Raw genomic sequence first — 24,148 nt, forward strand, 5'->3', positions numbered from 1 at the left:
TCTTTGCACTTATTGTCAACCGGTCACGGGGTAAATTTTTAACTACGATCGATTGACATAGGAAACTGAACACCAGTCGCCGGACCAGCGGATTTATGAATAAAGGATAGTAAACCCTTCGAGATGCTGCACCTCACCGTTGGTTACGATCACCTCTTTTACAGAAGCCGTAGCAGGGCCGGATTTGCACCATGCGATGAAATCCTCCATTTTCTGCTCCGTAGCTTCTGCCACTATCCAAACACTGCCATCCAGCAGATTTTTTACTTGTCCCTGTACATGCATTGAATCAGCTACACGCTTGGCATTTGCCCGAAATCCAACACCCTGTACTCTCCCTTTTACAATAATTTCTCTGTGAACAATTGTTCTGGCTGTCATATATAAAACGATTAACCTAGTGCTATCCAATCCGATACAAACAGACGGACAACCGCACTCCAAATTTTCGCAAAGATACAAACAACCACCACACTATTAACCAACTACCAATTGATTCAGAGAAAGATCAGGGATAAAATAAATTACAAACAATATCAATTATCTGAGCCAGGATTAACCGGATAGGCAGATATGCAGCTACCGTAAAATGGGTGCTACCGGGGTCCAATGGCCACTACATTTTAACATAGTCGTAACAACTATCTTACATTGCAATGGCAATGGTATGAAAGGATGGCTAACCTGAGGGAAACAAACGCTGATGAAAACTGAATATAGGGATAACAAATACAATGTCCGTCCCATTTCCGGCAGCGCTACAAATCTACCATTCCGGCAATCCTGCACCAGATAATCATTTGCTGATATAACACAACACGTATCAATACCGGCCCAGCCACATTGAGCTTCACTGCCAGGGAATGGTTCATACAAACCCGATACGTTATAAAGTTACCAGCTATATTATTTATGCTGCAGCATAATTGAATAAAGAACCAGCAAGATGCTCAATATCTCCGAACACAAAATCTTTCACATGCTCATATTTACCTCCGGCACCAGGCCTTCTAAGTAAACTAAAACAATGACAATTGAAACTGCGAACGAAAAGCTGCTGATTAAGTATCGGCATCAGCTCATTTACCTGTGCATCCTGGACACCCCTCGCCAACATAATATGTGGCTTGAATGACTGCGGCTTTAATTCAAATGCCTGCAGAATATTCCGGTGCAATTCAACTAACGGCCTGGGATTAGCAACATTGATGAAGATACTGTTATGACCTTCCGCATGCCTGAAAGACTCCATTTTGGCTGTGTACACCGCAAAGCCTGCCTGCTTGCGGGCCACTTCCTCCAACATATGAATAAAATCCCCCTGGAAACGGGACGGAAATGCTGATCTGAATAAAGCGATATGTACTGGCACCCCGGACATAGCCACGTCCTCTAAAGACGCCGCCACAAACTGACGAAGACGGGTTACCTCATTTGAAACAACAGCATCCGGGTTCACCACCAACATATAATCAAATACCTCTTCCGAAATTTCATAATTCGTATTCATAACCGATATTTTAATTCTTCCTGTTAGAATGACAATACGAATATACGAACTTTTTTCAGAAATACTAATTTTTTTAGTATTAATTACTAAAAAAATACGCAGTTTACACAACTACGTATTTTTCAATTACTTATGCTAATTTCTCAACAATTGCCACGAAATCTGCCGCCACCAGCGACGCACCGCCAATCAAGCCTCCGTCTACATCCGGGCCTGCAAACAACTCAGCTGCGTTACCAGGCTTAGCACTACCTCCATATAAAATAGTGGTGTGTAACGCCGCCTCACGGCCAAATTTATTAGCAATCTGAGAACGAATGAAAGCATGCATATCCTGTGCCTGTGCAGCACTTGCTGTAAGCCCTGTACCAATCGCCCAGATCGGCTCATAAGCAATCACTATATCTTTCAGTTGATCCACTGTTAAATGATACAGACTTTCCTCCAGCTGCTTTGCCACAAAAGCATTTTGTGTTTCACTTTGTCTGATCTCCAGCGGCTCTCCACAACAGAAAATCGGTTTCAAACCATTAGCCAGTGCCTGGTCTATCTTCTTTGCCAGCATTGCATTGCTCTCCTGGAAATATTCCCTTCTTTCAGAATGCCCCAGGATCACATAATCCACGCCTATCGACTTCAGCATCTCTGCTGATACTTCGCCGGTATATGCACCGGATTTTTCACTATAGCAATTCTGTGCTGCCACATAAAAACCCGGATAGTTTTTCAGCAGGGATTTGGCTCTTTGCAGATAAGGAAACGGTGTCGCTACAACAACTTCCTGGTCCTCTTTCAACTTCAGGCCGGCCTGCAGGATATCATTGATCAACTGCTCACCCTGTGCCAGCGTAAGGTTCATCTTCCAGTTACCTGCAACAATTTTTTTTCTCATACTGTTGTGATATTAGTTTTATGGTTTTTCTGATTTGTCTGTTCATATACCGCCTCCAGTATACGCCGTTCTTTTCCGTCAAATTGCCGCCCTTTCAATCCCATCCAGTTACCTGCATCCCGCAGCGCTGCTTCTAACCGGTATTTCTCCGCTCCCCAGGTAAAAGAAGGCACATATTTCGGCGGAAGCTGCCCTCCCATGATATTGCACGATACGCCTATCACTGTACCCGTATTTAACATCGTGTTGATGCCACAACGACTATGATCTCCCATCAATACGCCACATTTAAGGCCCGCCGCTACCGCTTCTCCCACCGTCTCCAGCCAAACCTTCACAATAGATACATTATTCTTCAGGTTGGAACAGGTAGTATTTGCTCCCAGATTGCACCATTCTCCTATCACCGCATCTCCCAAATAACCGTCATGCCCCTTGTTGGAATACCCAAACATCACACTATTCTTGATTTCCCCACCTCCTGTACAAAAAGGCCCCAATGTGGTAGCACCATATACCTTCGTACCCATCTTCAAAACGGCCCCCTCACCCATAGCCAACGCCCCTCTTACTAAACACCCTTCCATCACCTGCGCATTCTTCCCTATGTAAATAGGCCCCATACTGGCATTCAGTACACTACATTCCACAGTAGCACCGGGTTCCAGGAATATATCCGCAGGATTGATTAATTGATTGGTGGATGATATCGGCCCTGATGTTCTCCCCGCCGTAAGCAGCCGGAAATCGGCCCTGATTGCTTTATCGTTGAGCACAAAGATATCCCAGGGCTTATAAATTCCCAGCACTTCACCCGGATAATTTTTCCGGTCGCCTGTCGATAATAACGGCACTTCCTTACCCAGTAAGGCTTTAGCTACAAGATAATTATCTTTATACAACTCTTCATTCGGCTGCAATTCCTTTATTGCTGCCGATAATGCAGCATCCGGCAGAATATTGCCACTGATCAGAATGTTCACTGCATTGGGATCGTGTTGCAAAAGCGGATACTTTTCCTGCAAATGGGGAACAGTAAAATGACTGACTCCCGTGCCCAACCAGGCTTCCCATTTCTCCTGAATAGTAAATATACCTATTCTGCAGGCTGCTATAGGTCTGGTGTAGGTAAAAGGGTATAACAATTCACGTACTGGTGGGTCGAAAAGAATGTAGTGACGCTCCATAAGGAGCTAAAAATAAAAAATCCCATCGACACGCCGATGGGATTTCCCTAAAAAATATTCTACTAAGAAACTATGCTTTCTTCGCGTAACGTTTGTTGAATTTGTCGATACGTCCTGCAGTATCCACCAATACGTTCTTACCAGTATAGAATGGGTGAGAAGTATTAGAAATTTCCAACTTGATCAACGGATACTCGTTACCATCTTCCCACTTTGCAGTTTCTTTGGAAGGAGCGGTAGAACGGCTTAAAAAGCTGTGCCCGTTTGACATATCTTTAAATATCACAAATCTGTAGCTTTCTGGATGGATTCCCTGTTTCATATCAAAGTTATTGTAAATACAGGGTGCAAAGTTAAGATAATTTCTTTAACACCCAAAGATTATTCTAAAAAATATCAGGATTTCATATTGATGAACTGTAATGGTATACCCAGATTAGCTTCTTTGCTTTTCTGTATAACATCCTGAAGATCATCTATTTTCTTTCCTGTTACCCGCACAATATCATCCATAATGGCAGCCTGCACCTTTAACCCGGAATCTTTGATCATCTTCACTATCTTTTTGGCATCTTCCTGCTTAATCCCGTTACGCACCATCACTTCTTTCTTAAATACCTTACCACTCTGATAAGGCTCCTTACTCATATCATAAATGGTCGCATCCAAACCCTGCCTCATCGACCTGGAAACCAATACATCCAATACCTGCCCCAGCTTCATGTCGCTCTCCACCTCTATATTAAGCTTCAGCTCTTTCTTGTCCAATTCGATCTCCACATGTGAACCTTTGAAATCGAACCGGTTGGTAATCTCCTTCTTCACCGTGTTAATCGCATTATCCAGGGTTTGTAAATCTACTTTACTAACAATATCAAAGGACGGCATAAATAAAAATTTTATATTCGAACAGCAAATATAAAAAAGAAAAAGCAGGTAGAGAACTACCTGCCGACATATACTCTAAATCTAACTTGTTATTATATCTTGGAAAGCCGGCCCATTCCGGAGATCGACTGGATCACGCTGGGCTCGCCTTTATATTTTATTTTACCCATACCGGAAATAACTACCTTCAGTTCTTTCTGAACAAACACTTCTGCGTTGCCCGTACCGGAAATACTTACCTTCACTTCTTTGGTTGGCAGATCCAGGGCAGAGATGTCTGCAGTACCCGAAATGCCATACTCAGCGGACTCTGAATTACCTCTCAGTTTAATGTTACTGGCTCCTGACAACCCCACTTTCAGCTCCTGGGTACGGATATCCAGGTTGGCATCTGCCGCGCCGCTAAACCCAAGCTCCAAATGATCGCTGGTTAGTGTACCCTTGCTGGTGAAACCGCCAGCCCCACTGGCACTGAGCCTGTTCACCTTCTCAAGCGTAACATACACCGTAATATCTTTCGTAGGCTGGACATTATATCCTTTTTTGGTGCCGATACTGAGTTCTTTTCCCGAAATTTCTGTGGTAATATAGGGCAGCAGGTTTTCTTCCGCACTGATCCGGATGCTATGCGTATTCCCTTGTTCTATAACTACCTTGTAAGCACCTGAAGTAGCGATATTTGTAAAGGGAGATGAGGCATCGCGGGATTCATCTTTCATCACCCCATTCCCCCGTACCCGCTCATTGTCGATATTCAGGGCATAAAGCGCCTTAACCATATGCTTTGCCCCATTGCCGGTAAAGGCAACCAATACACGGGCTGCTAACACCAGAGGCAACGCAATTACAAGGAAAATAGCAAGTCGTTTCATAGCGGAATTATGTTTTAAGATTTTAGAATGACGTTATTTAACAGGTTAGTAAGCGTCCAGTTTTACATCAGTATTCACTCCTTTTATTTTTATATAGGGAGATGATTCACTCCCACCCCCTGCCTGTGCCTGGTAATTAAGATTGGCGTTCATCCGGTTGGAAACCACATTCTTCACCTCCAACCCGCCCGTTTTCAGATCTCCGTGAACCAGGTTCGCTTCTATCGACAATGGCTGACGGCGCGAGAAAACCATTTTCAAATCTGAATAGGTCATCTGTATGTCGGCCTGTTTAAAACCTGTTCCAACCTTATCTATCTTCATGCTTCCATACGTGGTGGTCATATTTACAGACTGGGTCAATTCATTCAAACGCACGTCTGAATAGGTACAGCGGCCATTTACTTCTCCTACATGCTGTATCTTATAATCATCGTAAGTCGACGAGATGTTTAAACTCCCCAACCGATCTACTGCATAAGAACTGTAATTAGACTTCACCTCCAGCGCCTCAATCTGATCCGCCTTGATATTGGAGTAATTCCCCTGTACCACTACCCTTTCGGCCTTACCAATCCTGCCTTTGTCGCAGTAATTGATCTTGAATGTAAGGTTTGCCGCCTCCCTGATATCAAATGTGCAATAGTTCAGTTCCATGACCGCAGCGAAAGCAAACCTGTCTGCTATCACATCTCCGAACTGGTTGGCGACCATTAACTTTTGCAGGCTTTGTGGTATATAGATGTCGTAATCAATATTTACATAATCCTTCGAATCCATTTTTCCACCCCACGAAAACCAGGAACCTCCCTTTGATGGATTGTAGGCGGTGCGCATACTCACTGAATTTCCCCCGCTCTGGTCTGCATCCACATCCACCATATTGGCAATAGATGCCGCCTGGTCATCATTCTTTCCAAACCCGGTGATAGTAATCGTAGCCTTGATCACATTCTTATTCCAGGCATGAAATATAATTTTACCATACTTATTGGAAATGCTCAGCTTTGCATTGTCACTTACCGTAAACTCTTTTACTATCGTTTTCTTGTAGGTAAGTCCCCCGTTGCGGGCATTTACCAATAATGGCAACAGCAGAAATAACAAGCACTTAAATTTCAGCTTCATATCGTTTTTTTGTATGATCAGGAGTTACATGCTTCTCCTGTAACTCTTCCAGAATTTTGTTAAGCAGGTCCAGCTTCAGCTGGTAATAGCGTATCATGGCAGCCCGGATCCTTTCATTGCCCGGGTTATTTTTCAGCTCTTTCTCCAACGCCTTATAGGTGTCGTTCCGCAACTCCAGCTCCCTGAGCGCCATACTGTCGAGCCCAAGCTCACTCGTCGGATACGCATCTATCAGCTTCATCTTTTCGTTGATGCGCGACGTATAGTATGCCCCCGCCTCCTGTATGTCCGGAGCCAGCACCGCCAGCTCCTGTTGCCGCTGTTGCTTATGCCGCGCAAAGTAGACCAGCGCTGCGGCATTCACAATCAACACTGCAATTACAGCTGCCCTGAACCAGTTCTTTCGTAAAAGCTGTACCACTTTTCCGCCCTTCCTGCCCGAAAGTTCCTTTTCCAGCGCATCCCATACCAACGGTGAAGGGCCCCTTTCCTCAAATTCATCCCGGTGCTCCCGGATAAAACTCTCAAAATTGTCTGGCATTAACGAGTTACATTTTGCTGTTTTACAATCTGTCTTACCTTCTCCTTTGCACGCATGTACTGCGTTTTAACGGTCGACTCCGAGATACCCAGCATTTCTGCAATCTCCCTGTGCGAATAATCTTCAAACAGGTAAAGATTCAATACCGTCCGGTACCCCTGCGGTAAATCATGAATAGCTGATTTAACGGCGGTAACTGTCCAGGTGAAATGGGCCTCATCAATGCCCTCCTCTGTGGCTACCTCCACTTCTTCCACATCTTCAAAATACACTTTCTTCTTACGCAGTGTATTCAAACAATGATTTACCACTATCCTCTTTATCCAGGCACTCAGGCTGGTACCACGTTCCAGCTTATTGATATTTCTGTGTACCTGAATGAAAGCCTCCTGCAAAGTGTCTTCCGCATCGCTCACATTACCGGTCATACGCAGGCAGATATTGTACATAGCAGCAGCGTAGGCTTCGTACAATTCGCGGAATGCACGAACATCCCCCTTCTTGCAGCGGTCTACTACATTCTCTGCTATTTGCGTTTGATTCAAGTTAGTGTCTGATGCTTTCATTTATAAAGACAGTAATTGTAAAAAAGGTTGCATGCTCCTGGCTAAAAAAATCCAATTTATACCAGCTCAAATACGACTCTTAGGATTAAATATTAATTATCAATTATTTACAGCAATAAGAATAGATTAATAAAAACCAGACTTTCCAAAAGTAGATCAAACCCACACCAGTCATTTATCAATTTCTACCAAACCGGTCTTTATTGTGATGAAACCGGTACTCTGCGGTTTTACCTTTTTAAAAGGGAAGTGTAGCCCTTATAAGGGCTACGTGTTTCCCCTTTCTTATATACCTAAAAAACCATCTTTGGGCATTGTGTTGTTAATTTCCGGCTTTCTTTACCCGGCTCTGTTCATCTTCCAATCCGGTTTGCCTGCTGCGGGCTGCCTTTACATTGGAATTTCCAAACCGATAATTGAATGCTACCCTTACCTGGCGGGCATCCCAGCGACTCTCAACTGATGTGTAACGACCTGCATTGTCGAACGTACCACGGAAATACTTTGTACCCAGCAGGTCTGTCACGTTCACCTTGAGGGTACCTTTACCTTTCAGCACTTTCTGTTGCACTCCCAGATCCAGTGATGACAGGGATTTCATCCTGAATAACCCTTCATTAGCTATCTGCGGAGAAACATACAGGTAAACAAGTTCTGCGGAGGTATTTTTAGTAATGGTGAACGTATGTTGTGTTCTGCCCACAAAACCAAAGGAGGAAAGATTTACCTGGTTGTTATTCACCACTGTTCCGTACTTCGCGTAAGTGCCGGTAAGGGTGGTAAAACTCATCCACCACTTAGTGATGGGGATGGGTAAAGACATTCCCAAGTTGAAATTATCTGCTTTGGCTACGTTCATGTATTTATAGCGTATAATGGATGTATCTCCTGTTGCTTTGTCTACATCGGCTTCCAGTATTTTCGTCATCATATCTTTTGTATGTGAATACCCGAATGAAGCACTCAGCATTTCTTTAAATGTATAGGTAACCTCCAGGTTATTGGAATACTGCGGGCGTAGGTAAGGGTTCCCGGCTTCCTTCGTATAACGGTCTATATATCCTTCAAACGGGTTCAGATCTTCGTAACTGGGGCGTTGTATCCTGCGGCTGTAGGTAAATCCAAGCGAATTATCCTTATTCAGTTTGTAAGTCAGCGCCATACTCGGAAATAGGTTGAAATAACTGGAGTCATTTTTAATAACATTCGCCTGCGCTGCTTTCACGGATGTTGAATTTCCGGTGATATGGGTTTGTTCGCCTCTAAGCCCCAGCTGTACAAACAGCTTTTTATACTGCTTGCTGAAATTGATATAAGCGGCGTTTATATTCTCTTTATAGATAAAATGGTTGGAACGGTTCTCATCCAATATCCAGTTTCCATGACGCAGCGAATCAAAGCGGGCATCATTATCAGTAGTCACAAAGCTCACTTTCACGCCGGCTTCCAGCTTTGCCTGGTTCTTCAGCGGATGTACATAATCGATCTTCGCTGTTTTGATATCAATGGAGGATGGCTGATTGTTACGCACGGTATCAGCACCTAGTCTTGCTTTCCCTAATCCGTCGCGGGTCAGCGAATAAATGTGCGACGACTGCCGGTCTGAATTACGCGCATAATCCAGGTCGATGTTCAGTTCTTTGCCGGTAGAATCCAATATCCCACGATAGTTGATATTGTATGCCCCTCTTTTCCATCGGCCACCGTCATAAGTGTTGGTATTAAGAATAGAATCTACCTGCCGGCCATTACCAATCAGTGTAGTAGCTGTACTGGGAGTATTACGGTTGTTCATTGCCAGGTCTGCAATTACCCCAATAGTGTGCCCTTTACTGATAAAATAGTCCGCTCCAATCCTCCCGGCATTATAGTCGGAACGATTGGGGAAACGGCTTGTCTGATCAAACACCTGGGTCTGCTCTCCGGTAACATTGCGGCGGAATACACCAAGGGTTTGCTGTTGCTCGCGGTGGCTGTAATTATAGGAGCCGAACACGTTGAATCTTGCGGCCCGGTGGTTCAGATTGAGATTGCCATCCCAACGGGGCAATACTCCCTGAGCCACGCCGGCACTGATACTGCCGTTAGTACCGTAGTTGGTATTCTTTTTCAGTTTCAGATTAATGATCCCCGCGTTGCCGGCTGCATCATACTTGGCGGAAGGATTAGTAATCAGCTCTATCTGATCAAGATTAGTAGCTGGCATACTTCTCAGCAACTCGGCAACGTCCTGGGAGCTCATATTAGTGGGCTTTCCGTCTATCATAATAATCACCCCGCTCTTTCCTTTCATGGAAATATTACCATCTTTATCAACCGTAACATTCGGAGACTTTTCCAATGCTTCCATAGCATTGCCTCCGGCGGCGGTAATGCTGCTCTCCACATTTACCACCATTTTATCAGCTTTCTGTTCGATGAATGGCCGGCGGGCTGTTACGTCTACTCCTTTCAGTGTCTTAGATGCGGTTTCCAGTATAACTGCAGGTGCCTGTACTTTACCATTACCTGCTTCAAACACAGGACTGTAATTTTTCGTCATACCAACGGCCACTGCCGCAATGAGATAACGTCCTTGTTTTACCTGGTCAAATTCATATTTACCATTGATGTCTGCAATAGCTCCTTTTACCAGGGAAGAATCTTTGGCTTTTAATAGGGTTACGGTAGCGAACTCTGCAGGTTTATTGCCAGACTGGTTAATTTGTCCGGCTACCGCAGGAGCATTTTGAGCGAATGTAGTGAAAGCTGCAGATAACATGCTCACTGTCAATGTTATAGCTTTAATACTTGCTTTCATATAAGGGTGATTTAGAGTTTTAATTTTTGTTTAAATGCGGTTTAGATCCTTAGCTTGTATACTACAGTAGTTAAACTACTACATTATATTAACTACTACGATGCAAAAGTAGGTATTATGTATTACATAGTACACAGCATTACACAAACGGTCTGTAGACAGTGACGAATGGTAAAAGCTAAGGAATGATTAAAAGACGACCGGGGAGAACTAATGTTTCAGATGGGGCATTGGTTTATAAAGCAGCGGTTCAAAACCCGGATAAAAGGAAAAAAAATAGCCACCGGCAGCTATTGGCTGCTACCAGTGGCTACACGCTAAAAACTTTCCCTAATTCAACCGCTCATCGATCGGCATAATGTTCCGGTATCCGGATTTTCTGCGATGATGGTAATACTGCATGGCATAAACAAAAAACACCATAGCCAGTCCTACAGCAACAGTCAGTAAAATACTGCGTATCCATAGCACCAGCTTTTCCAGTGTAATAATTGGCACTCCAATCTGCAGGGAGCTATTGGAGCTCAGGCTGAGTTGCTTATCTGTATGGGGATTAAAATCGGCATAACTGTATCCCGGGCGGAAATGTATAGCCCCGGTTATGGTTTTGAGTTGTTCATTGATCATGGTCAGATCACCAAGCCGGCCGATCGCCGTGATGCACAGGTTACCCCGGCGGCCCAACAGCCGAACTTCATAGTTGAGCATAGGTAAGCGGTTGCCGTCGAAGTGAAGTGCTATCGGCCAGTGTAACGCATGGGCTGCTTCATCATAAAATGGTGGTAATGCCCAGGTAGCCCCGGAGATAAGTGCTACCTCCCGCTGTTGACGGACCAGGTTTTCCTTTTTCAGCGCTGTGTTCATATTGCTGATCAGCCCATCGTAATTGATATTCTTTACTTCCTGTTCATCCATATAACCGGTAGGGTCGAAAGAAACAACGAAACCGTGAAAGCCCGGCGACATAGGCGCCGTCCGCTCCGGTATCAGTATCCCCAACATATTCGGATTGGCAGGATTGACCCACAACTGCTCTACCAGTACCCGGCTCTGTTGCTGATCCAGCAAACGATATCCTTCGGGCACACGTAATACGGCATCCCGCCCAAGTGATTGCTCTCCTGTTCTGTAAGAAAATGTAGATATAATTATTTCAGAGGAGTCCAGCTGATCATATTTGCTGAGACTGTCCTCCCTGGTAATCCCTTTGCTGCTAAGGTTTGTCAATAAACAAAGGAATAACCAGAGGCTGTAATTAAACGTTCGCATAATAATATTAGATAAGCAGCCAAAGGTTGTTCACCGGTTTAACAAACACGGATAAAGCAATAAAAGAGAAGAATAGATAGGCAGACGATATCCTACAGGTGCATAGCACTATTATAAAACTCTAACGAAAAGATAATGATAAATTAATCAAATTGCAATAGCACTTTCATATTATTATCAGCTCTCCAATTGTAGCTTGCCAAGCAGGTCCGGCAGTTCTTGCTGTAATAGTTCAAAAAATTCCCTTTCTTCCCGGCGGATATGGGCTTCCAGGCTATTAGCCAGCAGATCCATGTCCTTATCCATGTCGGTACTATCGGACAGTGTACTATACATGCGGGAGATGACCAGATGTTCTTCCTGGAGTTCCCTGATCATTGCATCAATGGCAGCATGCTGTCCGGCGCATTTTTCGAAGAGATACTCTTCTTTCTGTATGTGCGGCACCATTACTTCCTGAAATACTTTGATAATATATTCATATTTAGCCTGAGTTTCCAGTGGAAACCCTTCATAGGGAGCCGCATCCTTTTTCAGATAGCGGCATGCAAATAACAGACGTTTGTGCTCGTGCGATAAAGGCACCAGGGAAGGATGACGTTGCATAATTAATCAGGATGGCTTATTCGCAGTAGTGTTGTTTTTCCGGTAGATACTAATCATTACGATACCACCTATTACCAGGAGTGTTGAGATGATTTCTGCCTGAGTAGGATGAAACCCGAAGATATCATATCGTGTATCTACCCTTATTTTTTCTATAAAAAATCGTTCAATGCCATTCAGGATGAGATAAACGCCGAACAGTACACCTGGTATCTGTATTTTTTTCCGGATGCCCCAAAGTACCAGGAACAAAAGGGTACAGGTAATGATCTCATATAACGGTGTAGGGTATACGGCAATGGGCAATACCTTGCAATACTGACCATCACAACCAGCCAGTTGTACACCTTCCCTGATAACATTACGGGGATAGCCGTACGCAAAGAACCAGTCGGGCAGAAAGCCCAGTGCTGCAGGCTTTTCAAAAGAGGCGTGAGGTATTTTATCAAGGGAGGGATATTGCTGTTGGAAGAAAGTAAGATTTTTCTGTACCTGATCATTAAACGTAGCCGGGGCCATCTTCACAGCATGTCCTGTATTGGCATCGATCGAATAGGCACTGTTGTAGATTCCCCAATCACCATCTCCCGCAAAATGACATCCCATTCTCCCGATAGCATACGCCAGCATCAGGGCTGGAGCAGCACTGTCGATCAGTACCCGGATATTCACCTGCTTCTTACGCGCATATAAAAGAATAACAATCGTAGCCAGTATCAACCCACCGTAGAATGTAAGTCCGCTGAAAGATAACAGCGCTCCCACCGGATCCTGTACGAAATCGCCCCAGTTTTCGAGGTTATGAAATATCTTGGCTCCAATAAGCCCCGCAACAGCCGCCATTACCACAATATCCGGTACGCGCTGATGCGGCATCACCATAATTGTTTGTTCCTGTGGTTTAGGAAGTGCCTTTTTCTTTGCGCTATAATATTTATAGCCACCCATGGCAGCTGCCAGCAGCCCCCCCGCGAGCAGGCTCCCCTGGCCCGAAAACACAAAGGATTGCAAATCCTGTGAAGCGGTATCCCATTGAAACAATATACCGAGGATCTTGTATCCAAGCAGAAAACCAACCACGGCATTACCGATAATCTCCCCCTGCGAGGCCGGCTGGCCCACTATTATTTTTTCCGGCACACCTTTCAGTATACCCAGGGATTCATAGCGTTTCAGTTCGCGCGTAAGCACATATGCTGCGGCGAGGAAAGCCACAGCCACAAAGAACCCAAACGTCTGGAAAATTTTTAAAACCGGAATCTCTAAGCCAAGCAGATCTTTGAATGCGTAATATAAATTAGGATACATAGCCAAAAAAAAAATTGGTGATCTGAGTTTTCCTATGAACAAAGCCGAATTTAATCAAAAGGAAAATCAAACCACCAAAGTACGATGCAATTTCGAAATTCTAAATTTGAATTTAGAAATGTGAATATTTAGCAATACTGCTCAAAAGCGTCAGCCAGGTTAGCTGCAATCATCTGAGCAGGCCTGCCCTCAATCATATGGCGCTCGATGAAATGTACGAGTTGACCATCTTTAAACAATGCAATGGAAGGAGATGAAGGAGGATAAGGCAACAGATGTGCACGAATCTGCTGAACAGCAGCGCTGTCGAAACCAGCAAAACTGGTAGTCAGCCTGTCCGGCTTCTTTTCACTATGTGCAACCGCCATCAGCACACCCGGACGGGCAGAACCTGCTGAACAGCCACATACTGAATTGATCACTACGAGGGTTGTTCCTGCTTGTTTCAATGTATTGTCAACGCTTTCAGGAGTAAGCAGTTCCTCAAATCCGTTATCAGTCAATTCAGCCTTCATAGGCATTACTAATTCCGCTGGATACATATTGTTGAGTTTTTTTGTTTTTTGAATTCTTCGACAAAGTTAAATATATCAACGCAAAAAGTAAAAAAATCCCATTCAAAATAGACTTTTTGACACTACAAATACAAATAAAGAGACATTATGTCACTATCTGTAACCTTTTTACTAACAAAATAGCAGCTTTGGCCTGCTGGTATCTGGTTTGATCTGTACCCGGTATCAAACGAAAAAATTGATTTCACTAAAAAACTTATAAGAAACTATGACACACATTAAATTTAACCACAGCCCAATTCAAAAAACTTTTGGTGGATTTGTAGAAGATATTCTGAACGGAGGTTTGAACAAATACGTTAAGGATGATTTTCTCACCAGCGATTTCTTTACGGCTCATCCGCCTGTAAATATCGTGGAAACACCAGAAGCCTTTCTGCTGGACGTAGTAGCTCCGGGATTCACGAAAGAAGACTTTAAGATCAGTGCTAATGATAAATCCATTACCATCAGCGCAGAAAAGAAGGGTGAAACAAAGAACGAAACTGACAAACAGGTTCGCCGGGAATTCAACTTCAGATCATTTAAACGCTCTTTCAGTATCAGCGAGCAGGTAGATAGTACAAAGATCAACGCTAAATACGATAATGGTATATTGAAAGTAACCCTTGGTAAAAAGGAAAACAAACAGGATACACCGAAAGAAATTGTAGTGGAATAAGGAAAGTCGGGCTTCTTCTCATCGGGAAGCCTGCTAACAGGAGTGTTTGAAAAAGGGATGCCTATACAGGCGTCCCTTTTTTGTGTATAATTCACACAAACGTTGAATGTTACATTGTTGATTAAAGAATAATTTGCCTGTTCAAGCACGCACTCATGGAAAACCGATTCCGGCATGTCTGGCTGTTCCTCAAAAATATCTACCTGAACGCAGAAAAAACGGTGATCGGGAAAGTCCTGCTTCGTACAGATAATACTTATGAACAGGCACGGATCAGGCTTATCTTCGATTTTGCTTTTTGCTATATCATACTGTTAACGAGTTTTCTTTTCATCAATATGCTCAGTCAGAACAGGGTCAACATCCTGCTGATACCCGTCATCATTTGCCTGCTGGCAGTGAGCCTCCTGATGCTGGGTCGTGGAGTGAGGGCCTCCAGGGTAGGCCTTTTCACCTCCGGTACGACTATCATACTACCCATGCTTTCCTCCTTTCTCAATCACCAGGATCTTGGCCCTAAATATATACTCATATGGGTCATGAGCGTACTGCTCAGCTATATTACGGTGAATGTATTTACCACACTCGCGTGGAGCCTGTTGATCTGTGGCTATCTGACCCTGATTGCATGGATCAGGTTAAATCATATAGATTTATTTGTTACATCGGGGGCTTCTTCCGCCTTCCAATATCTCGCCAATCCGTTGATAGTTGGTATGTACCTGCTTTTCCTGATCAGATCACTGGGCCAATATTACCGGAATATCATCTCAATGGAACAACGCAGAACAGAAGAAAGACAAAAGCAACATCTTTCGCTCATCAATCAACACCTGACGAGGCAATTTCTAATGGTAAAAGGCTTTTCACGTTCGGGAAAAACAGCATTTCTAAATGGTGAGCTGGAATTACTGGAGAATTGTTTTACTGAAATAGAAAAACAATGTGGTACGGCGATCGATTACCTCAATGATTCTCAAACAAAATGATCTTACACATCTGTGTTATATGATCATTGCTTTCCGATGCCGAAATGCCTGCCAAATGGATAAGTAATTATTACCATTTGTATTATTTTAAGCTAACTGATAATAAATTATTACTTCCTCGTAAAGAATAATCAAAATGAGCTTATATAAAATTACAACTTTCGGGGCTTACGGGTAGTAGCTGATAATTATATCTTTGTTGTATCAACATTCATCGCCTATTTTCCTTATGCCGGATGAATATTTTATAACCTATGCCATGATAGGGCTTTCATTCACTGAAAGCCTTTTTTTATGATACTGAAATCAAAAAAATGAAAAAATAAGCCCCCCGAATAATCGGGGGGCTTTCAGTAGGATTACTAACCCATTTTTTTAATAACCCAATATCTTTAACATACTCTGAGACGTCTGTTCTTTTGCATACAGCCAGTCTTTCAGCTGCCCGTTCTTATCATACCCAACAACTACATGTTTAGGTGAGGGGATCAGGCAATGTTTGATGCCACCGTATCCGCTGAGCTGATCCTGATAAGCTCCTGTATGGAAAAAACCGATATACAACGGTTCGCCTGATGCCTGTTGCTTTGGCAGAAACACGGCGTTTATATGTTCTTCAGATGTATAAAAATCGTATCCATCGCAGGTAAGCCCACCCAGGTGAACTTCCTGGTATTCCTGATCCCATTTATTGATGGGCAGCATCAGGAACTTCTCTCCAATGCCCCAGGTATCAGGTAAAGTAGTGATAAATGAGCTATCGATCATATACCAGGACTCCCTGTCGTTCTGCATCTTCTCACCCAATACACTATATATTACCGCGCCGGCTTCTCCCACTGTAAAGGAACCAAATTCTGTGTAAATATTTGGTACCGGTACTTTATTTTTCTTACAAACGCTCTTAATGTTGGCAACAATCTCATTTATGATGTAATTGTAGTCGTAGTCAAAACCAAGAGAGTGTTTAATCGGGAACCCACCACCAATGTTGATGCTATCCAGTTCAGGACAGATCTTTTTCAGCTGACAGTAAAGGTTCAGCACCCGGTTAAACTGGCTCCAGTAGTAGATATCATCCTTAATCCCCTTGTTCATAAAGAAGTGTAGCATTTTCAGCTCAAACTTCTCGTTACCTTTTATTTTATCTACGTAGTATTCGAGGATATCACGGGGAGGAATACCTAACCGGGAGGTATAGAAGTCGAAACTGGGTTCTTCTTCTGCAGCCACCCTTATACCAAGCTTTACTTTTTCTTTGATCCTGATATTGCGCTTGTAATCTTCCAGCTCTTCCTTGTTATCCAGTACGGGTATTACATTCTTAAAGCCGGAATTCGCCAAACGGGCTATTGCCCTGGTATAGGCTTTTGTCTTGAAACCGTTACAGATAACGAAAGTATCTTTGTTTATCTTCTTCTTCTCGTACAGCTTATTGACAATGTCAATATCATAGGCAAAGGAAGTTTCTATATGTACTCCATGTTTCAGCGTTTCTTCCATAATGAAGGAGAAATGCGAACTTTTAGTGCAGTAACAATAGAAATAATCGCCTTCATACCTGTTCTTCTTAAAGGCGTCATGGAACATCTTCTTCGCCTTGTTAATCTGCATTCCAATCTTCGGAAGGAAGGTTAACTTAAATGGTGTTCCATACTTGTCGATCAAAGCCTTAATGTCTAAACCATTAAACTCCAGGTAGTTATCTTTTACTTCAAAGCCCTCCTGGGGAAATTCAAAGGTCTGCTTAACCAGGTCGGTGTAGGTGTTGTTCATTTAGTACTTAAAATGAATTTTTAGGAATTAGTTATAGAAAAAAAGCAGGATAACAATCCTTTTTTCCCTCACTGGGAAACTCCTGGTTTACACACCTACGTCAGTTCGAACCCCAGCAAAATAGGTTGCAAATCTAAATATTTTGTTGATTGCCACCTTAATTTTTTTCCAGAGGTGTCAATTAAAAAAACACAATTATCCGGACAAATATACAAACAATTACAAACCAACAATTTAAATAATATTATTCTCTATTTAAATTAGCTGTTTTTCAGTATTTCCAGGCTCTGTTTCCCCTCGCAAAAGAGCAGGTCAAGCACGCTCATTCCAGGCAGGAAACCAGTGCGATCCTGGAACACCTGCGTGTACACCGGCGCATCCGGTAACACCGAGCCCGGCAGTATCTTTTCCCTGGCATCTGTGACTCCTTCCGGATGCTTCTGATAACTTTCCGTGAACATAACGGGTACATTAATGCCGAGCCTGCTGTTCATCCATTCGAAACAGGCCATGTTCCAATCCAGCAGAAACTGAAATGGTTTTTCATACAGTTCCTGCAAATCTTCTTCATAATATTCAAACCAGGGAGAGCGCCGGTAAGCAGACACCAGCGTTTTCCAATGCAAACTCTGCCATTTTTCTTCGTTGCTTATCTTAACATCCTTCATGATTGTCCGCTGATTCTTTCCTTTTGTCAAAGGAACACTTAAGATCATCCGACCATTTGGGCCTGCCAGGTAACAACGGTTCCTGTAGCTAACCTTTTGATAGTGCTCACATTTTTCTATTTGTAATATATCGTGTTTTAATAAAGCTCTATATGAATCAATTGGTGGAAAATACTGAGATTCAATTAGTAATGTTCGATTTTTTGCATTCTCTGTCATAGTGTCAAAATTTGGGTACCAGCAACAAAAAATCCGTTCATTTCACCAGACAATCACTTAGAGTAAAATACTTAACAATTAACTTTAAGTAAATGATTAACAATTCATAGAATTATTAAAAAAATGCTAATAAAATTAGCACCCTGGGAAAGATCCAAATTTTTACCGGAATGCAAAAATACTAAAGATTTTAGTTGGAAAATCGCTAAATTTTAGCGAACACAAGGAGTGAAATGAAGATAGTTCTTTTCTTTAAAGCACCATTTTATTTATATGTGTTTTTATCCACATTTTTTCTACTCTCCTGCCCGCTTGAAAAAATGCCTCGTTAAAATTTTCTCAATTGAAATCCGTTTTTTTGATAACTGAAACCTTTACTGTAGGTTTGATAAAAATTCTAATACCCGGTTCGACGATGAAACTTTTCAGATTTTTAACAGCCATTTTTGTCATTTGGGGACTGGCGAGCTCTTGCGAAAAAACCAAGGACCTCCAGTTTGTGCGGGTCGCAGGATTGGATATGGGAGAGCTCGGTATGTCTAAAAGTATCGTACGGATGACGCTGGCATATTACAATCCGAATAACTACCGGTTGCAATTGAAAGATGCCAACTTCGACCTTTTCATTGATGATACTCCGGTAGGCCATTCTATTCAGGACAGCCTGATCGCCATACCTGCAAAAGATACCTTCTACTTCCCGGTGAAGCTGGAAGTGAATATGTCGAATGTGCTTAAAAATGCATGGACTGCCTTTTCCAATAAAGAAGTGACCATCAAAGCCACTGGCAACTGCAAGGTGGGGAAAGCGGGTATTTTCATTCCATTTCCTATTAAATGCGAAACCAAGCAGGCGTTGAATTTCTTTTAGTCGCTACGGCTCGTTCCTGAGGCAACCTAACAAACTCAGTAGTTCCAGAATATGGGCGCTGTCGCCCAGGCTTTTTACAGGAGCCAATGTTAATTCTTTTCTTACCTCATTGATATCATTCAGCAGGTCGCCTTCCAACAGGTGATATTGCTGTGCTACCTTGTAAGCAAGCGCAGTTTTAAGGGCGGAGGCTTTTACGCGTAACGTATGCGGACTATAGCGCCCGGGATGGAGGTGTATGTAGTTATCCTTATCCGGCGCCAGGCGAAGGATCCAACGCGATGTATCGGACAGGGAGATGGTAACGTAGTTATTTTGTTGCTGCAGGAATGCTTCATAGCGCCGGCGGTCATGTACACCTGCCAATGACAGCTGCTGAACAACTTCTTCGAAGATCGTATCAATACTTAATGCTCCGGTGTACATATCCATCTGGGAGTTCCCCAGGGATAACAACATGGTATGGATATTACCAGGAGCTGATTGGGAAAGCGCCTGCTCTAATGCAGTGAGATGATGCTTCAGGGGGTTAAATAAGATATTCCTGATGGTGAGCCGTATTAAATTTCAGGCGTTCAGCAGCCGGTGTTATTCCCGGCATGCTGAAAACCAAAAACTATCTTTAATGTTTCTTGTTCTTATCCATTCCTCCACCGTCTTCCGGCTTTTTACAGCAGGTAGGCAGTTTAGCATAGGAATCAGGATTAGCGGTTACATTGTCCGCATCATATCCTGCGTTAGCGATACCTGTTTTGATGTTCTCCACATTGGTACGGTCTGTCCAGTACTTGACAGTGGTCAGATGCTTTTTAACATCCACTTTTACGGATTGCACTCCTTCCTCATGTGTCATGTACCTTTCTATCCTGTTCTTGCAGGATTCACATTGTACGGTAGGGGTGCTGATCTTAACAGTTTCTATTGATTTCTGTTTCTGCTGGGCCATTGCCATGCCGGTGCCAGCTAACAGGAATAACATTACGAGTTTAAGGATACGCATAGATGTAAGATTATTAGTCTCAATATACAAAAAAAGCAACATACATATCTCCTATCTTCCCCACTGATCCGGCGCGCTTCTCCAGGCTTGCAGTGTACTGATGTCATCTGTACTCACAATTCCCTTTTCTTCTGCCAGTGCAATCATTGCATTGTAGTTACTGAGTGAGTGAAATGGTACACCGGCATCTGCAAATGCTTTCACTGCCACATCGAAACCGTAGTTAAAGATAGATACCATACCAACCACTTCTCCACCAGCTGCGCGGATCGCCTGCACTGCCTCGAGACTGCTTTTGCCGGTAGAGATAAGGTCTTCCACCACTACCACCAGTTGTCCGGGCTGTAACACGCCTTCAATCTGGTTTCCCATACCATGTTCCTTAGGTTTGGATCGCACATAGATAAATGGCAGCTTTAGCTGATCGGCTATCAGTGCCCCATGCGGGATACCCGCAGTGGCCACACCTGCGATCACAGCTGCATCCGGAAATGTTTCAAACACCAGGTTACACAACTCAGATTTAATGTAGTCGCGCACATACGGAAAAGACAGGATTTTCCTGTTATCGCAATAAATCGGGGATTTCCATCCGGAAGCCCAGGTGAAAGGCTGAGCAGGGCTTAATTTCACTGCCTGTACCTGCAGTAATTTCTCTGCAACTTGTTTTTCGCTTATTTTACTCATATCAGGAACCAAAAGTAAGAAATTACGAATTACATTTGCGGCATGCAATCAAATATCACGATTTACCTCAACGAGCGTCCGCTGATTCTGAGTGCGGACGCGGCTACTATACCAGTTCACGCGGGAGGTTACAAAGTATACGAGAATCCCGATCCGCATAAAATGGAGAATGTGTTACAAAAGCTGGAAAACGGAAAAAAAGATGCTGCAGTGTTCGTTGCTGCTGATGTGAAGCAGCTTTTAAAGAAGGTATCTTTACATTTCACTACCCTGGTAGCTGCTGGTGGACTGATCACCAATCCTGAAGGGGAAATATTAATGATGTTCCGTCGCGGGAAATGGGATCTGCCGAAAGGGAAGCGGGATCCCGGGGAAGACCTGGAAACCTGTGCATTGCGTGAAGTCGCAGAAGAAACCGGTTTACATACCGTCTCTCTACAACATAAAATCACGGAAACATTCCACTACTACCCGATGAAGAATAAAAAAGTGCTGAAACATACATACTGGTACCGCATGCAGTTCACGGGAACAGAACTGACAGTACCGCAGATTGAGGAAGATATTCAGGATCTGCAGTGGATTAAGCCAGACAACGTGGATAAATACCTGAAATACTCCTATGAAAATATCCGGGAAGTATTCAGGGCCGCTAATTTTTAAGTATACCGGTATTTTGCGCTTCCTGCAAAATACCGGCATGTTTATCTTTTTGCGAGGATGGCCATGGTAAGCCGGCTCACACAAACCAGTTTGTGTTCATCATTGGTGATGCGTATATCCCATACATGACTGGTAGCCCCGATATGCAGCGGCCGTGCGGTAGCATGCACATAACCACCGGTTACTCCTCTCACGTGGTTTGCATTGATCTCCATACCCACACAGATCTGTTTATCGGGATCGATGATCAGTGCAGAAGCCATGCTCCCCACAGTTTCCGCCAGCGCCGCTGATGCGCCACCATGAAGTAAACGGTAAGGCTGCATGGTCCGGTGATCTACCGGCATCATCATTTTAAGATAATCGGGTCCTATCTCTGTAAACTCCATCCCCAGATGGGCGCCTAATGTATTTTCGCCCCATTCGTTTAGCTGATCCAGTGAGATCTTCGTAGAATGCCAGATCGTTTTCATATGAACTGCTTTAATATTACTGTTTAAGCCGCCTGATACCTTCTATGACTGGTGCCGGCAGGAAAGGCGATACATCTCCGCCATACCGGTAAATATCCCGTACCAATGTGGATGCGAAGCTGGTGTATTTTGGCGTAGTAGATAAAAAAATGGTTTCAATTTCGGGTGCAACTGTTCTGTTTACATCTGCAATGGCCTTTTCATATTCAAAATCGCCGATATTCCTGATCCCACGAAGAATAAACCGGGCACCTATCTTCTTACAAAACTCAATGGTTAACCCGGAATAAGACATCACTTCCACGCGACTGTCGTTTTTGAAGATTTCCTTTATCCAGTTCATTCTTTCCTCCAGCGGAAACATAGGTGTTTTACTGCTGTTCACACCAATACCCACTACCAATCGGTCAAACAGATCCAGGCCCCGGCTGATTACGTCCGCATGCCCCAATGTAATAGGGTCGAATGTGCCAGGGAATAAGCAAGTCCTCATAAGGTAAAAATTGAATGTATAAATACCGTCAGCGTTTCAGGGCTTCCCGGTTAATAAAGATAGAGAAAACCGTAGCGCCGTAATTACGTTCGGAGCGGTAATAAGAATAATCTTCAAATTTGCGATGCTGGGTATGTTCTACTATCAGCCAGCCTTCCGGGTTCAGCAGCTCTTTCTCAAATACCAGCGGCGGCAGCTGATCCAGCGTTTCCATCATATAGGGAGGATCGGCGAAGATCAGGTCGAACTTTTCAGTACACTGCTGCAGGTACTTAAAAACGTCCATTTTTACCGTTTTCAGCGTATCAATCCCCAATGCAGTGGCTGTTTTAGCTATAAAAGCTGCCATCGCCGGATCTTTTTCGACAACGGTCATATCTGTTGCTCCTCTTGATGCGAGCTCATAGCTGATACTTCCGGTACCACCAAAGAGATCCAGCGTTTTTAAAGACGGAATATCCAGGTTGTTTTCAATGATGTTAAAAAGACCGCCTTTCGCGATATCTGTAGTTGGCCGGGTATGCGGCATCTTTGCAGGCGGTTGTATTTTCCTGCCTCCACTGGTTCCTCCTATTATACGCATAATGCCAACGCATATAAATTATGAAAATAATATCCGGGTATTTCCTGCATTTTACTGATATAATTGAATCCGGGAATTCTTTGTATCCATTCCACTCCCGGAATGAATTTGTACATTTCCTGGTATATACTGGTATCGGTAGTTACTATCCCGCCCAGCTTTACTTTTACTGTTTGTTCGTTCATGCCCAGCTCTCTCAGGGTATTCACGAGGGTGTATACCACATCGAGCCCTGTCTGGTAAGTACCTTCGCGCTGGATCTGCAATTTTCCTGCTCTGTACACAGTAAGGATGAACTGCTCGCGGCCAGCTTCCACAAAAGCAATTCCGGAAGCGTGGTTAAAATCCAGATCCCCCGGATACGACTGCAGCAACGCAGAATTGGCATGAATGACCAGGTCTGTCGAAAATTCTTTGCGCAGGAAGCCCAACAGGTCTTTATCCACACTATAAACATTGACAACCGGCTGGCCCGGCAGGAAGTCCGACAGAATGGCCTCCTGTACCTTTTCAGGCACCGACAAATGCAGCAAATCCTTTTTGACAGGAGCTGCATAGTATTTTTCGGGGACCAATGCACTATTACCGGTATTAAAAGCCAGCAGTACAGATCTGAATGCTGTAAACAGCAACTTATCTGTATCAAACACATTTTCTATCATTTCCAGATCTGCCAGCGCCGGTTTTCCCGGCGTGAAATGATAGGATTTCAGCGCCAGAAATTTCCTGGTTGCCGGATCAAATACAATGTAACTGAAAGTGCCATTGCCCACCATCACCAACAGGTTACAGGCGGTAAGATCGGTTTCCAGTAAAGTTTCATCGTCTACCGCAAATGCAGGATGGATATTATAAGCCACGGGCATATTTTAGCTTTCAAATGAACCACAATAATAACCAATTTCGGTAATTGACGGGAGCGT

At 43.6% G+C, this 24,148-nt stretch carries 28 protein-coding genes; 4 read left to right on the forward strand and 24 right to left on the reverse strand.

Annotation, left to right across the window (positions count from 1 at the left end; all coding sequences use genetic code 11):
- Window positions 1-93: 93 nt before the first annotated feature.
- The 15 genes from UNH61_RS21360 to UNH61_RS21430 form a co-directional block, all read right to left on the reverse strand.
- Entirely contained in the window at window positions 94-381 is a 288-nt protein-coding gene (locus UNH61_RS21360) for an acylphosphatase (protein ID WP_326994034.1), read from the reverse strand.
- Window positions 382-910: 529 nt separating this feature from the next.
- The gene (locus UNH61_RS21365; RefSeq protein WP_326994035.1) at window positions 911-1,510 is read right to left on the reverse strand and encodes a 2'-5' RNA ligase family protein; all 600 of its coding nucleotides are present in this window, start codon (window positions 1,508-1,510) and stop codon (window positions 911-913) included.
- A 130-nt stretch (window positions 1,511-1,640) separates the two neighbouring features.
- A complete protein-coding gene (gene tpiA, locus UNH61_RS21370) occupies window positions 1,641-2,402 on the reverse strand; it encodes a triose-phosphate isomerase (RefSeq protein ID WP_326994036.1) in 762 nt (253 codons plus the stop codon).
- Window positions 2,399-3,589, reverse strand: a complete 1,191-nt coding sequence (locus tag UNH61_RS21375) for a putative sugar nucleotidyl transferase (protein WP_326994037.1) — start codon at window positions 3,587-3,589, stop codon at window positions 2,399-2,401. The genes tpiA and UNH61_RS21375 overlap by 4 nt, the downstream gene beginning before the upstream one ends.
- Window positions 3,590-3,659: 70 nt before the next feature.
- Window positions 3,660-3,911: a type B 50S ribosomal protein L31 gene (locus tag UNH61_RS21380; protein WP_326994038.1), complete on the reverse strand. Its 252-nt coding sequence runs from the start codon at window positions 3,909-3,911 to the stop codon at window positions 3,660-3,662.
- Window positions 3,912-3,985: 74 nt separating this feature from the next.
- Entirely contained in the window at window positions 3,986-4,477 is a 492-nt protein-coding gene (locus UNH61_RS21385) for a YajQ family cyclic di-GMP-binding protein (protein ID WP_326994039.1), read from the reverse strand.
- Between the two features lie 92 nt (window positions 4,478-4,569).
- A complete protein-coding gene (locus UNH61_RS21390) occupies window positions 4,570-5,349 on the reverse strand; it encodes a head GIN domain-containing protein (protein ID WP_326994040.1) in 780 nt (259 codons plus the stop codon).
- A 45-nt stretch (window positions 5,350-5,394) separates the two neighbouring features.
- Entirely contained in the window at window positions 5,395-6,477 is a 1,083-nt protein-coding gene (locus UNH61_RS21395; protein WP_326994041.1) for a hypothetical protein, read from the reverse strand.
- Entirely contained in the window at window positions 6,461-7,018 is a 558-nt protein-coding gene (locus UNH61_RS21400; protein ID WP_326994042.1) for a hypothetical protein, read from the reverse strand. The genes UNH61_RS21395 and UNH61_RS21400 overlap by 17 nt, the downstream gene beginning before the upstream one ends.
- Window positions 7,018-7,584, reverse strand: coding sequence for an RNA polymerase sigma factor (locus UNH61_RS21405; protein WP_326994043.1), 567 nt, complete (start codon window positions 7,582-7,584; stop codon window positions 7,018-7,020). Before UNH61_RS21405 ends, UNH61_RS21400 begins: the two co-directional genes overlap by 1 nt.
- 322 nt (window positions 7,585-7,906) lie before the next feature.
- The gene (locus UNH61_RS21410) at window positions 7,907-10,384 is read right to left on the reverse strand and encodes an outer membrane beta-barrel family protein (protein ID WP_326994044.1); all 2,478 of its coding nucleotides are present in this window, start codon (window positions 10,382-10,384) and stop codon (window positions 7,907-7,909) included.
- Between the two features lie 330 nt (window positions 10,385-10,714).
- Entirely contained in the window at window positions 10,715-11,653 is a 939-nt protein-coding gene (locus tag UNH61_RS21415) for a DUF2167 domain-containing protein (protein ID WP_326994045.1), read from the reverse strand.
- A gap of 177 nt (window positions 11,654-11,830) precedes the next feature.
- On the reverse strand, window positions 11,831-12,259 hold the full coding sequence (locus UNH61_RS21420; RefSeq protein ID WP_326994046.1) for a hemerythrin domain-containing protein: 429 nt from the start codon (window positions 12,257-12,259) through the stop codon (window positions 11,831-11,833).
- Between the two features lie 6 nt (window positions 12,260-12,265).
- Complete coding sequence (locus UNH61_RS21425) at window positions 12,266-13,567, reverse strand: prolipoprotein diacylglyceryl transferase family protein (protein WP_326994047.1); 1,302 nt, start codon at window positions 13,565-13,567, stop codon at window positions 12,266-12,268.
- Between the two features lie 128 nt (window positions 13,568-13,695).
- The gene (locus UNH61_RS21430) at window positions 13,696-14,109 is read right to left on the reverse strand and encodes a BrxA/BrxB family bacilliredoxin (RefSeq protein WP_326994048.1); all 414 of its coding nucleotides are present in this window, start codon (window positions 14,107-14,109) and stop codon (window positions 13,696-13,698) included.
- Between the two features lie 241 nt (window positions 14,110-14,350).
- Here UNH61_RS21430 and UNH61_RS21435 point away from each other — a divergent pair, with 241 nt between their 5' ends.
- Window positions 14,351-14,803, forward strand: a complete 453-nt coding sequence (locus UNH61_RS21435; RefSeq protein ID WP_326994049.1) for an Hsp20/alpha crystallin family protein — start codon at window positions 14,351-14,353, stop codon at window positions 14,801-14,803.
- A gap of 155 nt (window positions 14,804-14,958) precedes the next feature.
- A complete protein-coding gene (locus UNH61_RS21440) occupies window positions 14,959-15,792 on the forward strand; it encodes a hypothetical protein (RefSeq protein WP_326994050.1) in 834 nt (277 codons plus the stop codon).
- A gap of 375 nt (window positions 15,793-16,167) precedes the next feature.
- On the opposite strand, the gene UNH61_RS21445 is transcribed toward UNH61_RS21440, so the two are convergent.
- Together UNH61_RS21445 and UNH61_RS21450 are read right to left on the reverse strand one after the other, a co-directional pair.
- Window positions 16,168-17,568, reverse strand: a complete 1,401-nt coding sequence (locus UNH61_RS21445) for an arginine decarboxylase (protein ID WP_326994051.1) — start codon at window positions 17,566-17,568, stop codon at window positions 16,168-16,170.
- 260 nt (window positions 17,569-17,828) lie between these two features.
- Complete coding sequence (locus UNH61_RS21450; RefSeq protein WP_326994052.1) at window positions 17,829-18,455, reverse strand: WbqC family protein; 627 nt, start codon at window positions 18,453-18,455, stop codon at window positions 17,829-17,831.
- A gap of 415 nt (window positions 18,456-18,870) precedes the next feature.
- On the opposite strand from UNH61_RS21450, the gene UNH61_RS21455 reads away from it, so the two are divergent.
- Window positions 18,871-19,326, forward strand: a complete 456-nt coding sequence (locus UNH61_RS21455) for an LEA type 2 family protein (protein ID WP_326994053.1) — start codon at window positions 18,871-18,873, stop codon at window positions 19,324-19,326.
- A gap of 3 nt (window positions 19,327-19,329) precedes the next feature.
- Here UNH61_RS21455 and UNH61_RS21460 read toward each other — a convergent pair whose 3' ends face one another.
- From UNH61_RS21460 to pyrE, 3 genes are all read right to left on the reverse strand, one after another.
- Window positions 19,330-19,785, reverse strand: a complete 456-nt coding sequence (locus tag UNH61_RS21460) for a hypothetical protein (protein WP_326994054.1) — start codon at window positions 19,783-19,785, stop codon at window positions 19,330-19,332.
- 163 nt (window positions 19,786-19,948) lie between these two features.
- Window positions 19,949-20,326, reverse strand: a complete 378-nt coding sequence (locus UNH61_RS21465) for a heavy-metal-associated domain-containing protein (RefSeq protein WP_326994055.1) — start codon at window positions 20,324-20,326, stop codon at window positions 19,949-19,951.
- Window positions 20,327-20,377: 51 nt separating this feature from the next.
- The gene (pyrE, locus tag UNH61_RS21470) at window positions 20,378-21,013 is read right to left on the reverse strand and encodes an orotate phosphoribosyltransferase (protein ID WP_326994056.1); all 636 of its coding nucleotides are present in this window, start codon (window positions 21,011-21,013) and stop codon (window positions 20,378-20,380) included.
- Between the two features lie 42 nt (window positions 21,014-21,055).
- On the opposite strand from pyrE, the gene UNH61_RS21475 reads away from it, so the two are divergent.
- Window positions 21,056-21,676 carry an NUDIX hydrolase gene (locus UNH61_RS21475; protein WP_326994058.1) on the forward strand — a complete coding sequence of 207 codons (621 nt, stop codon included), beginning with the start codon at window positions 21,056-21,058 and terminating at the stop codon, window positions 21,674-21,676.
- Between the two features lie 41 nt (window positions 21,677-21,717).
- Here the strand turns inward: UNH61_RS21475 and UNH61_RS21480 are convergent, their stop codons facing one another.
- Genes UNH61_RS21480 through UNH61_RS21495 form a run of 4 tightly spaced genes read right to left on the reverse strand, consistent with a single transcriptional unit; the run spans window position 21,718 to window position 24,085 of the window.
- On the reverse strand, window positions 21,718-22,149 hold the full coding sequence (locus tag UNH61_RS21480) for a hotdog fold thioesterase (protein WP_326994059.1): 432 nt from the start codon (window positions 22,147-22,149) through the stop codon (window positions 21,718-21,720).
- Window positions 22,150-22,165: 16 nt separating this feature from the next.
- Window positions 22,166-22,642, reverse strand: coding sequence for a pantetheine-phosphate adenylyltransferase (coaD, locus tag UNH61_RS21485; RefSeq protein WP_326994060.1), 477 nt, complete (start codon window positions 22,640-22,642; stop codon window positions 22,166-22,168).
- Between the two features lie 28 nt (window positions 22,643-22,670).
- Entirely contained in the window at window positions 22,671-23,225 is a 555-nt protein-coding gene (locus UNH61_RS21490) for an RsmD family RNA methyltransferase (RefSeq protein ID WP_326994061.1), read from the reverse strand.
- A complete protein-coding gene (locus tag UNH61_RS21495) occupies window positions 23,216-24,085 on the reverse strand; it encodes a DUF3822 family protein (RefSeq protein WP_326994062.1) in 870 nt (289 codons plus the stop codon). Before UNH61_RS21495 ends, UNH61_RS21490 begins: the two co-directional genes overlap by 10 nt.
- Between the last annotated feature and the right edge of the window lie 63 nt (window positions 24,086-24,148).

This window comes from Chitinophaga sp. 180180018-3 (assembly GCF_037893185.1).
In the GTDB taxonomy this organism is placed as follows: Bacteria; Bacteroidota; Bacteroidia; order Chitinophagales; family Chitinophagaceae; genus Chitinophaga.

Bases quoted from the DNA above. Each gene is read 5' to 3' on its own strand.
- UNH61_RS21360 (WP_326994034.1), bottom strand. From the start codon at position 381: ATGACAGCCAGAACAATTGTTCACAGAGAAATTATTGTAAAAGGGAGA.
- UNH61_RS21365 (WP_326994035.1), bottom strand. From the start codon at position 1,510: ATGAATACGAATTATGAAATTTCGGAAGAGGTATTTGATTATATGTTG.
- tpiA (WP_326994036.1), bottom strand. From the start codon at position 2,402: ATGAGAAAAAAAATTGTTGCAGGTAACTGGAAGATGAACCTTACGCTG.
- UNH61_RS21375 (WP_326994037.1), bottom strand. From the start codon at position 3,589: ATGGAGCGTCACTACATTCTTTTCGACCCACCAGTACGTGAATTGTTA.
- UNH61_RS21380 (WP_326994038.1), bottom strand. From the start codon at position 3,911: ATGAAACAGGGAATCCATCCAGAAAGCTACAGATTTGTGATATTTAAA.
- UNH61_RS21385 (WP_326994039.1), bottom strand. From the start codon at position 4,477: ATGCCGTCCTTTGATATTGTTAGTAAAGTAGATTTACAAACCCTGGAT.
- UNH61_RS21390 (WP_326994040.1), bottom strand. From the start codon at position 5,349: ATGAAACGACTTGCTATTTTCCTTGTAATTGCGTTGCCTCTGGTGTTA.
- UNH61_RS21395 (WP_326994041.1), bottom strand. From the start codon at position 6,477: ATGAAGCTGAAATTTAAGTGCTTGTTATTTCTGCTGTTGCCATTATTG.
- UNH61_RS21400 (WP_326994042.1), bottom strand. From the start codon at position 7,018: ATGCCAGACAATTTTGAGAGTTTTATCCGGGAGCACCGGGATGAATTT.
- UNH61_RS21405 (WP_326994043.1), bottom strand. From the start codon at position 7,584: ATGAAAGCATCAGACACTAACTTGAATCAAACGCAAATAGCAGAGAAT.
- UNH61_RS21410 (WP_326994044.1), bottom strand. From the start codon at position 10,384: ATGAAAGCAAGTATTAAAGCTATAACATTGACAGTGAGCATGTTATCT.
- UNH61_RS21415 (WP_326994045.1), bottom strand. From the start codon at position 11,653: ATGCGAACGTTTAATTACAGCCTCTGGTTATTCCTTTGTTTATTGACA.
- UNH61_RS21420 (WP_326994046.1), bottom strand. From the start codon at position 12,259: ATGCAACGTCATCCTTCCCTGGTGCCTTTATCGCACGAGCACAAACGT.
- UNH61_RS21425 (WP_326994047.1), bottom strand. From the start codon at position 13,567: ATGTATCCTAATTTATATTACGCATTCAAAGATCTGCTTGGCTTAGAG.
- UNH61_RS21430 (WP_326994048.1), bottom strand. From the start codon at position 14,109: ATGTATCCAGCGGAATTAGTAATGCCTATGAAGGCTGAATTGACTGAT.
- UNH61_RS21435 (WP_326994049.1), top strand. From the start codon at position 14,351: ATGACACACATTAAATTTAACCACAGCCCAATTCAAAAAACTTTTGGT.
- UNH61_RS21440 (WP_326994050.1), top strand. From the start codon at position 14,959: ATGGAAAACCGATTCCGGCATGTCTGGCTGTTCCTCAAAAATATCTAC.
- UNH61_RS21445 (WP_326994051.1), bottom strand. From the start codon at position 17,568: ATGAACAACACCTACACCGACCTGGTTAAGCAGACCTTTGAATTTCCC.
- UNH61_RS21450 (WP_326994052.1), bottom strand. From the start codon at position 18,455: ATGACAGAGAATGCAAAAAATCGAACATTACTAATTGAATCTCAGTAT.
- UNH61_RS21455 (WP_326994053.1), top strand. From the start codon at position 18,871: ATGAAACTTTTCAGATTTTTAACAGCCATTTTTGTCATTTGGGGACTG.
- UNH61_RS21460 (WP_326994054.1), bottom strand. From the start codon at position 19,785: ATGTTGTTATCCCTGGGGAACTCCCAGATGGATATGTACACCGGAGCA.
- UNH61_RS21465 (WP_326994055.1), bottom strand. From the start codon at position 20,326: ATGCGTATCCTTAAACTCGTAATGTTATTCCTGTTAGCTGGCACCGGC.
- pyrE (WP_326994056.1), bottom strand. From the start codon at position 21,013: ATGAGTAAAATAAGCGAAAAACAAGTTGCAGAGAAATTACTGCAGGTA.
- UNH61_RS21475 (WP_326994058.1), top strand. From the start codon at position 21,056: ATGCAATCAAATATCACGATTTACCTCAACGAGCGTCCGCTGATTCTG.
- UNH61_RS21480 (WP_326994059.1), bottom strand. From the start codon at position 22,149: ATGAAAACGATCTGGCATTCTACGAAGATCTCACTGGATCAGCTAAAC.
- coaD (WP_326994060.1), bottom strand. From the start codon at position 22,642: ATGAGGACTTGCTTATTCCCTGGCACATTCGACCCTATTACATTGGGG.
- UNH61_RS21490 (WP_326994061.1), bottom strand. From the start codon at position 23,225: ATGCGTATAATAGGAGGAACCAGTGGAGGCAGGAAAATACAACCGCCT.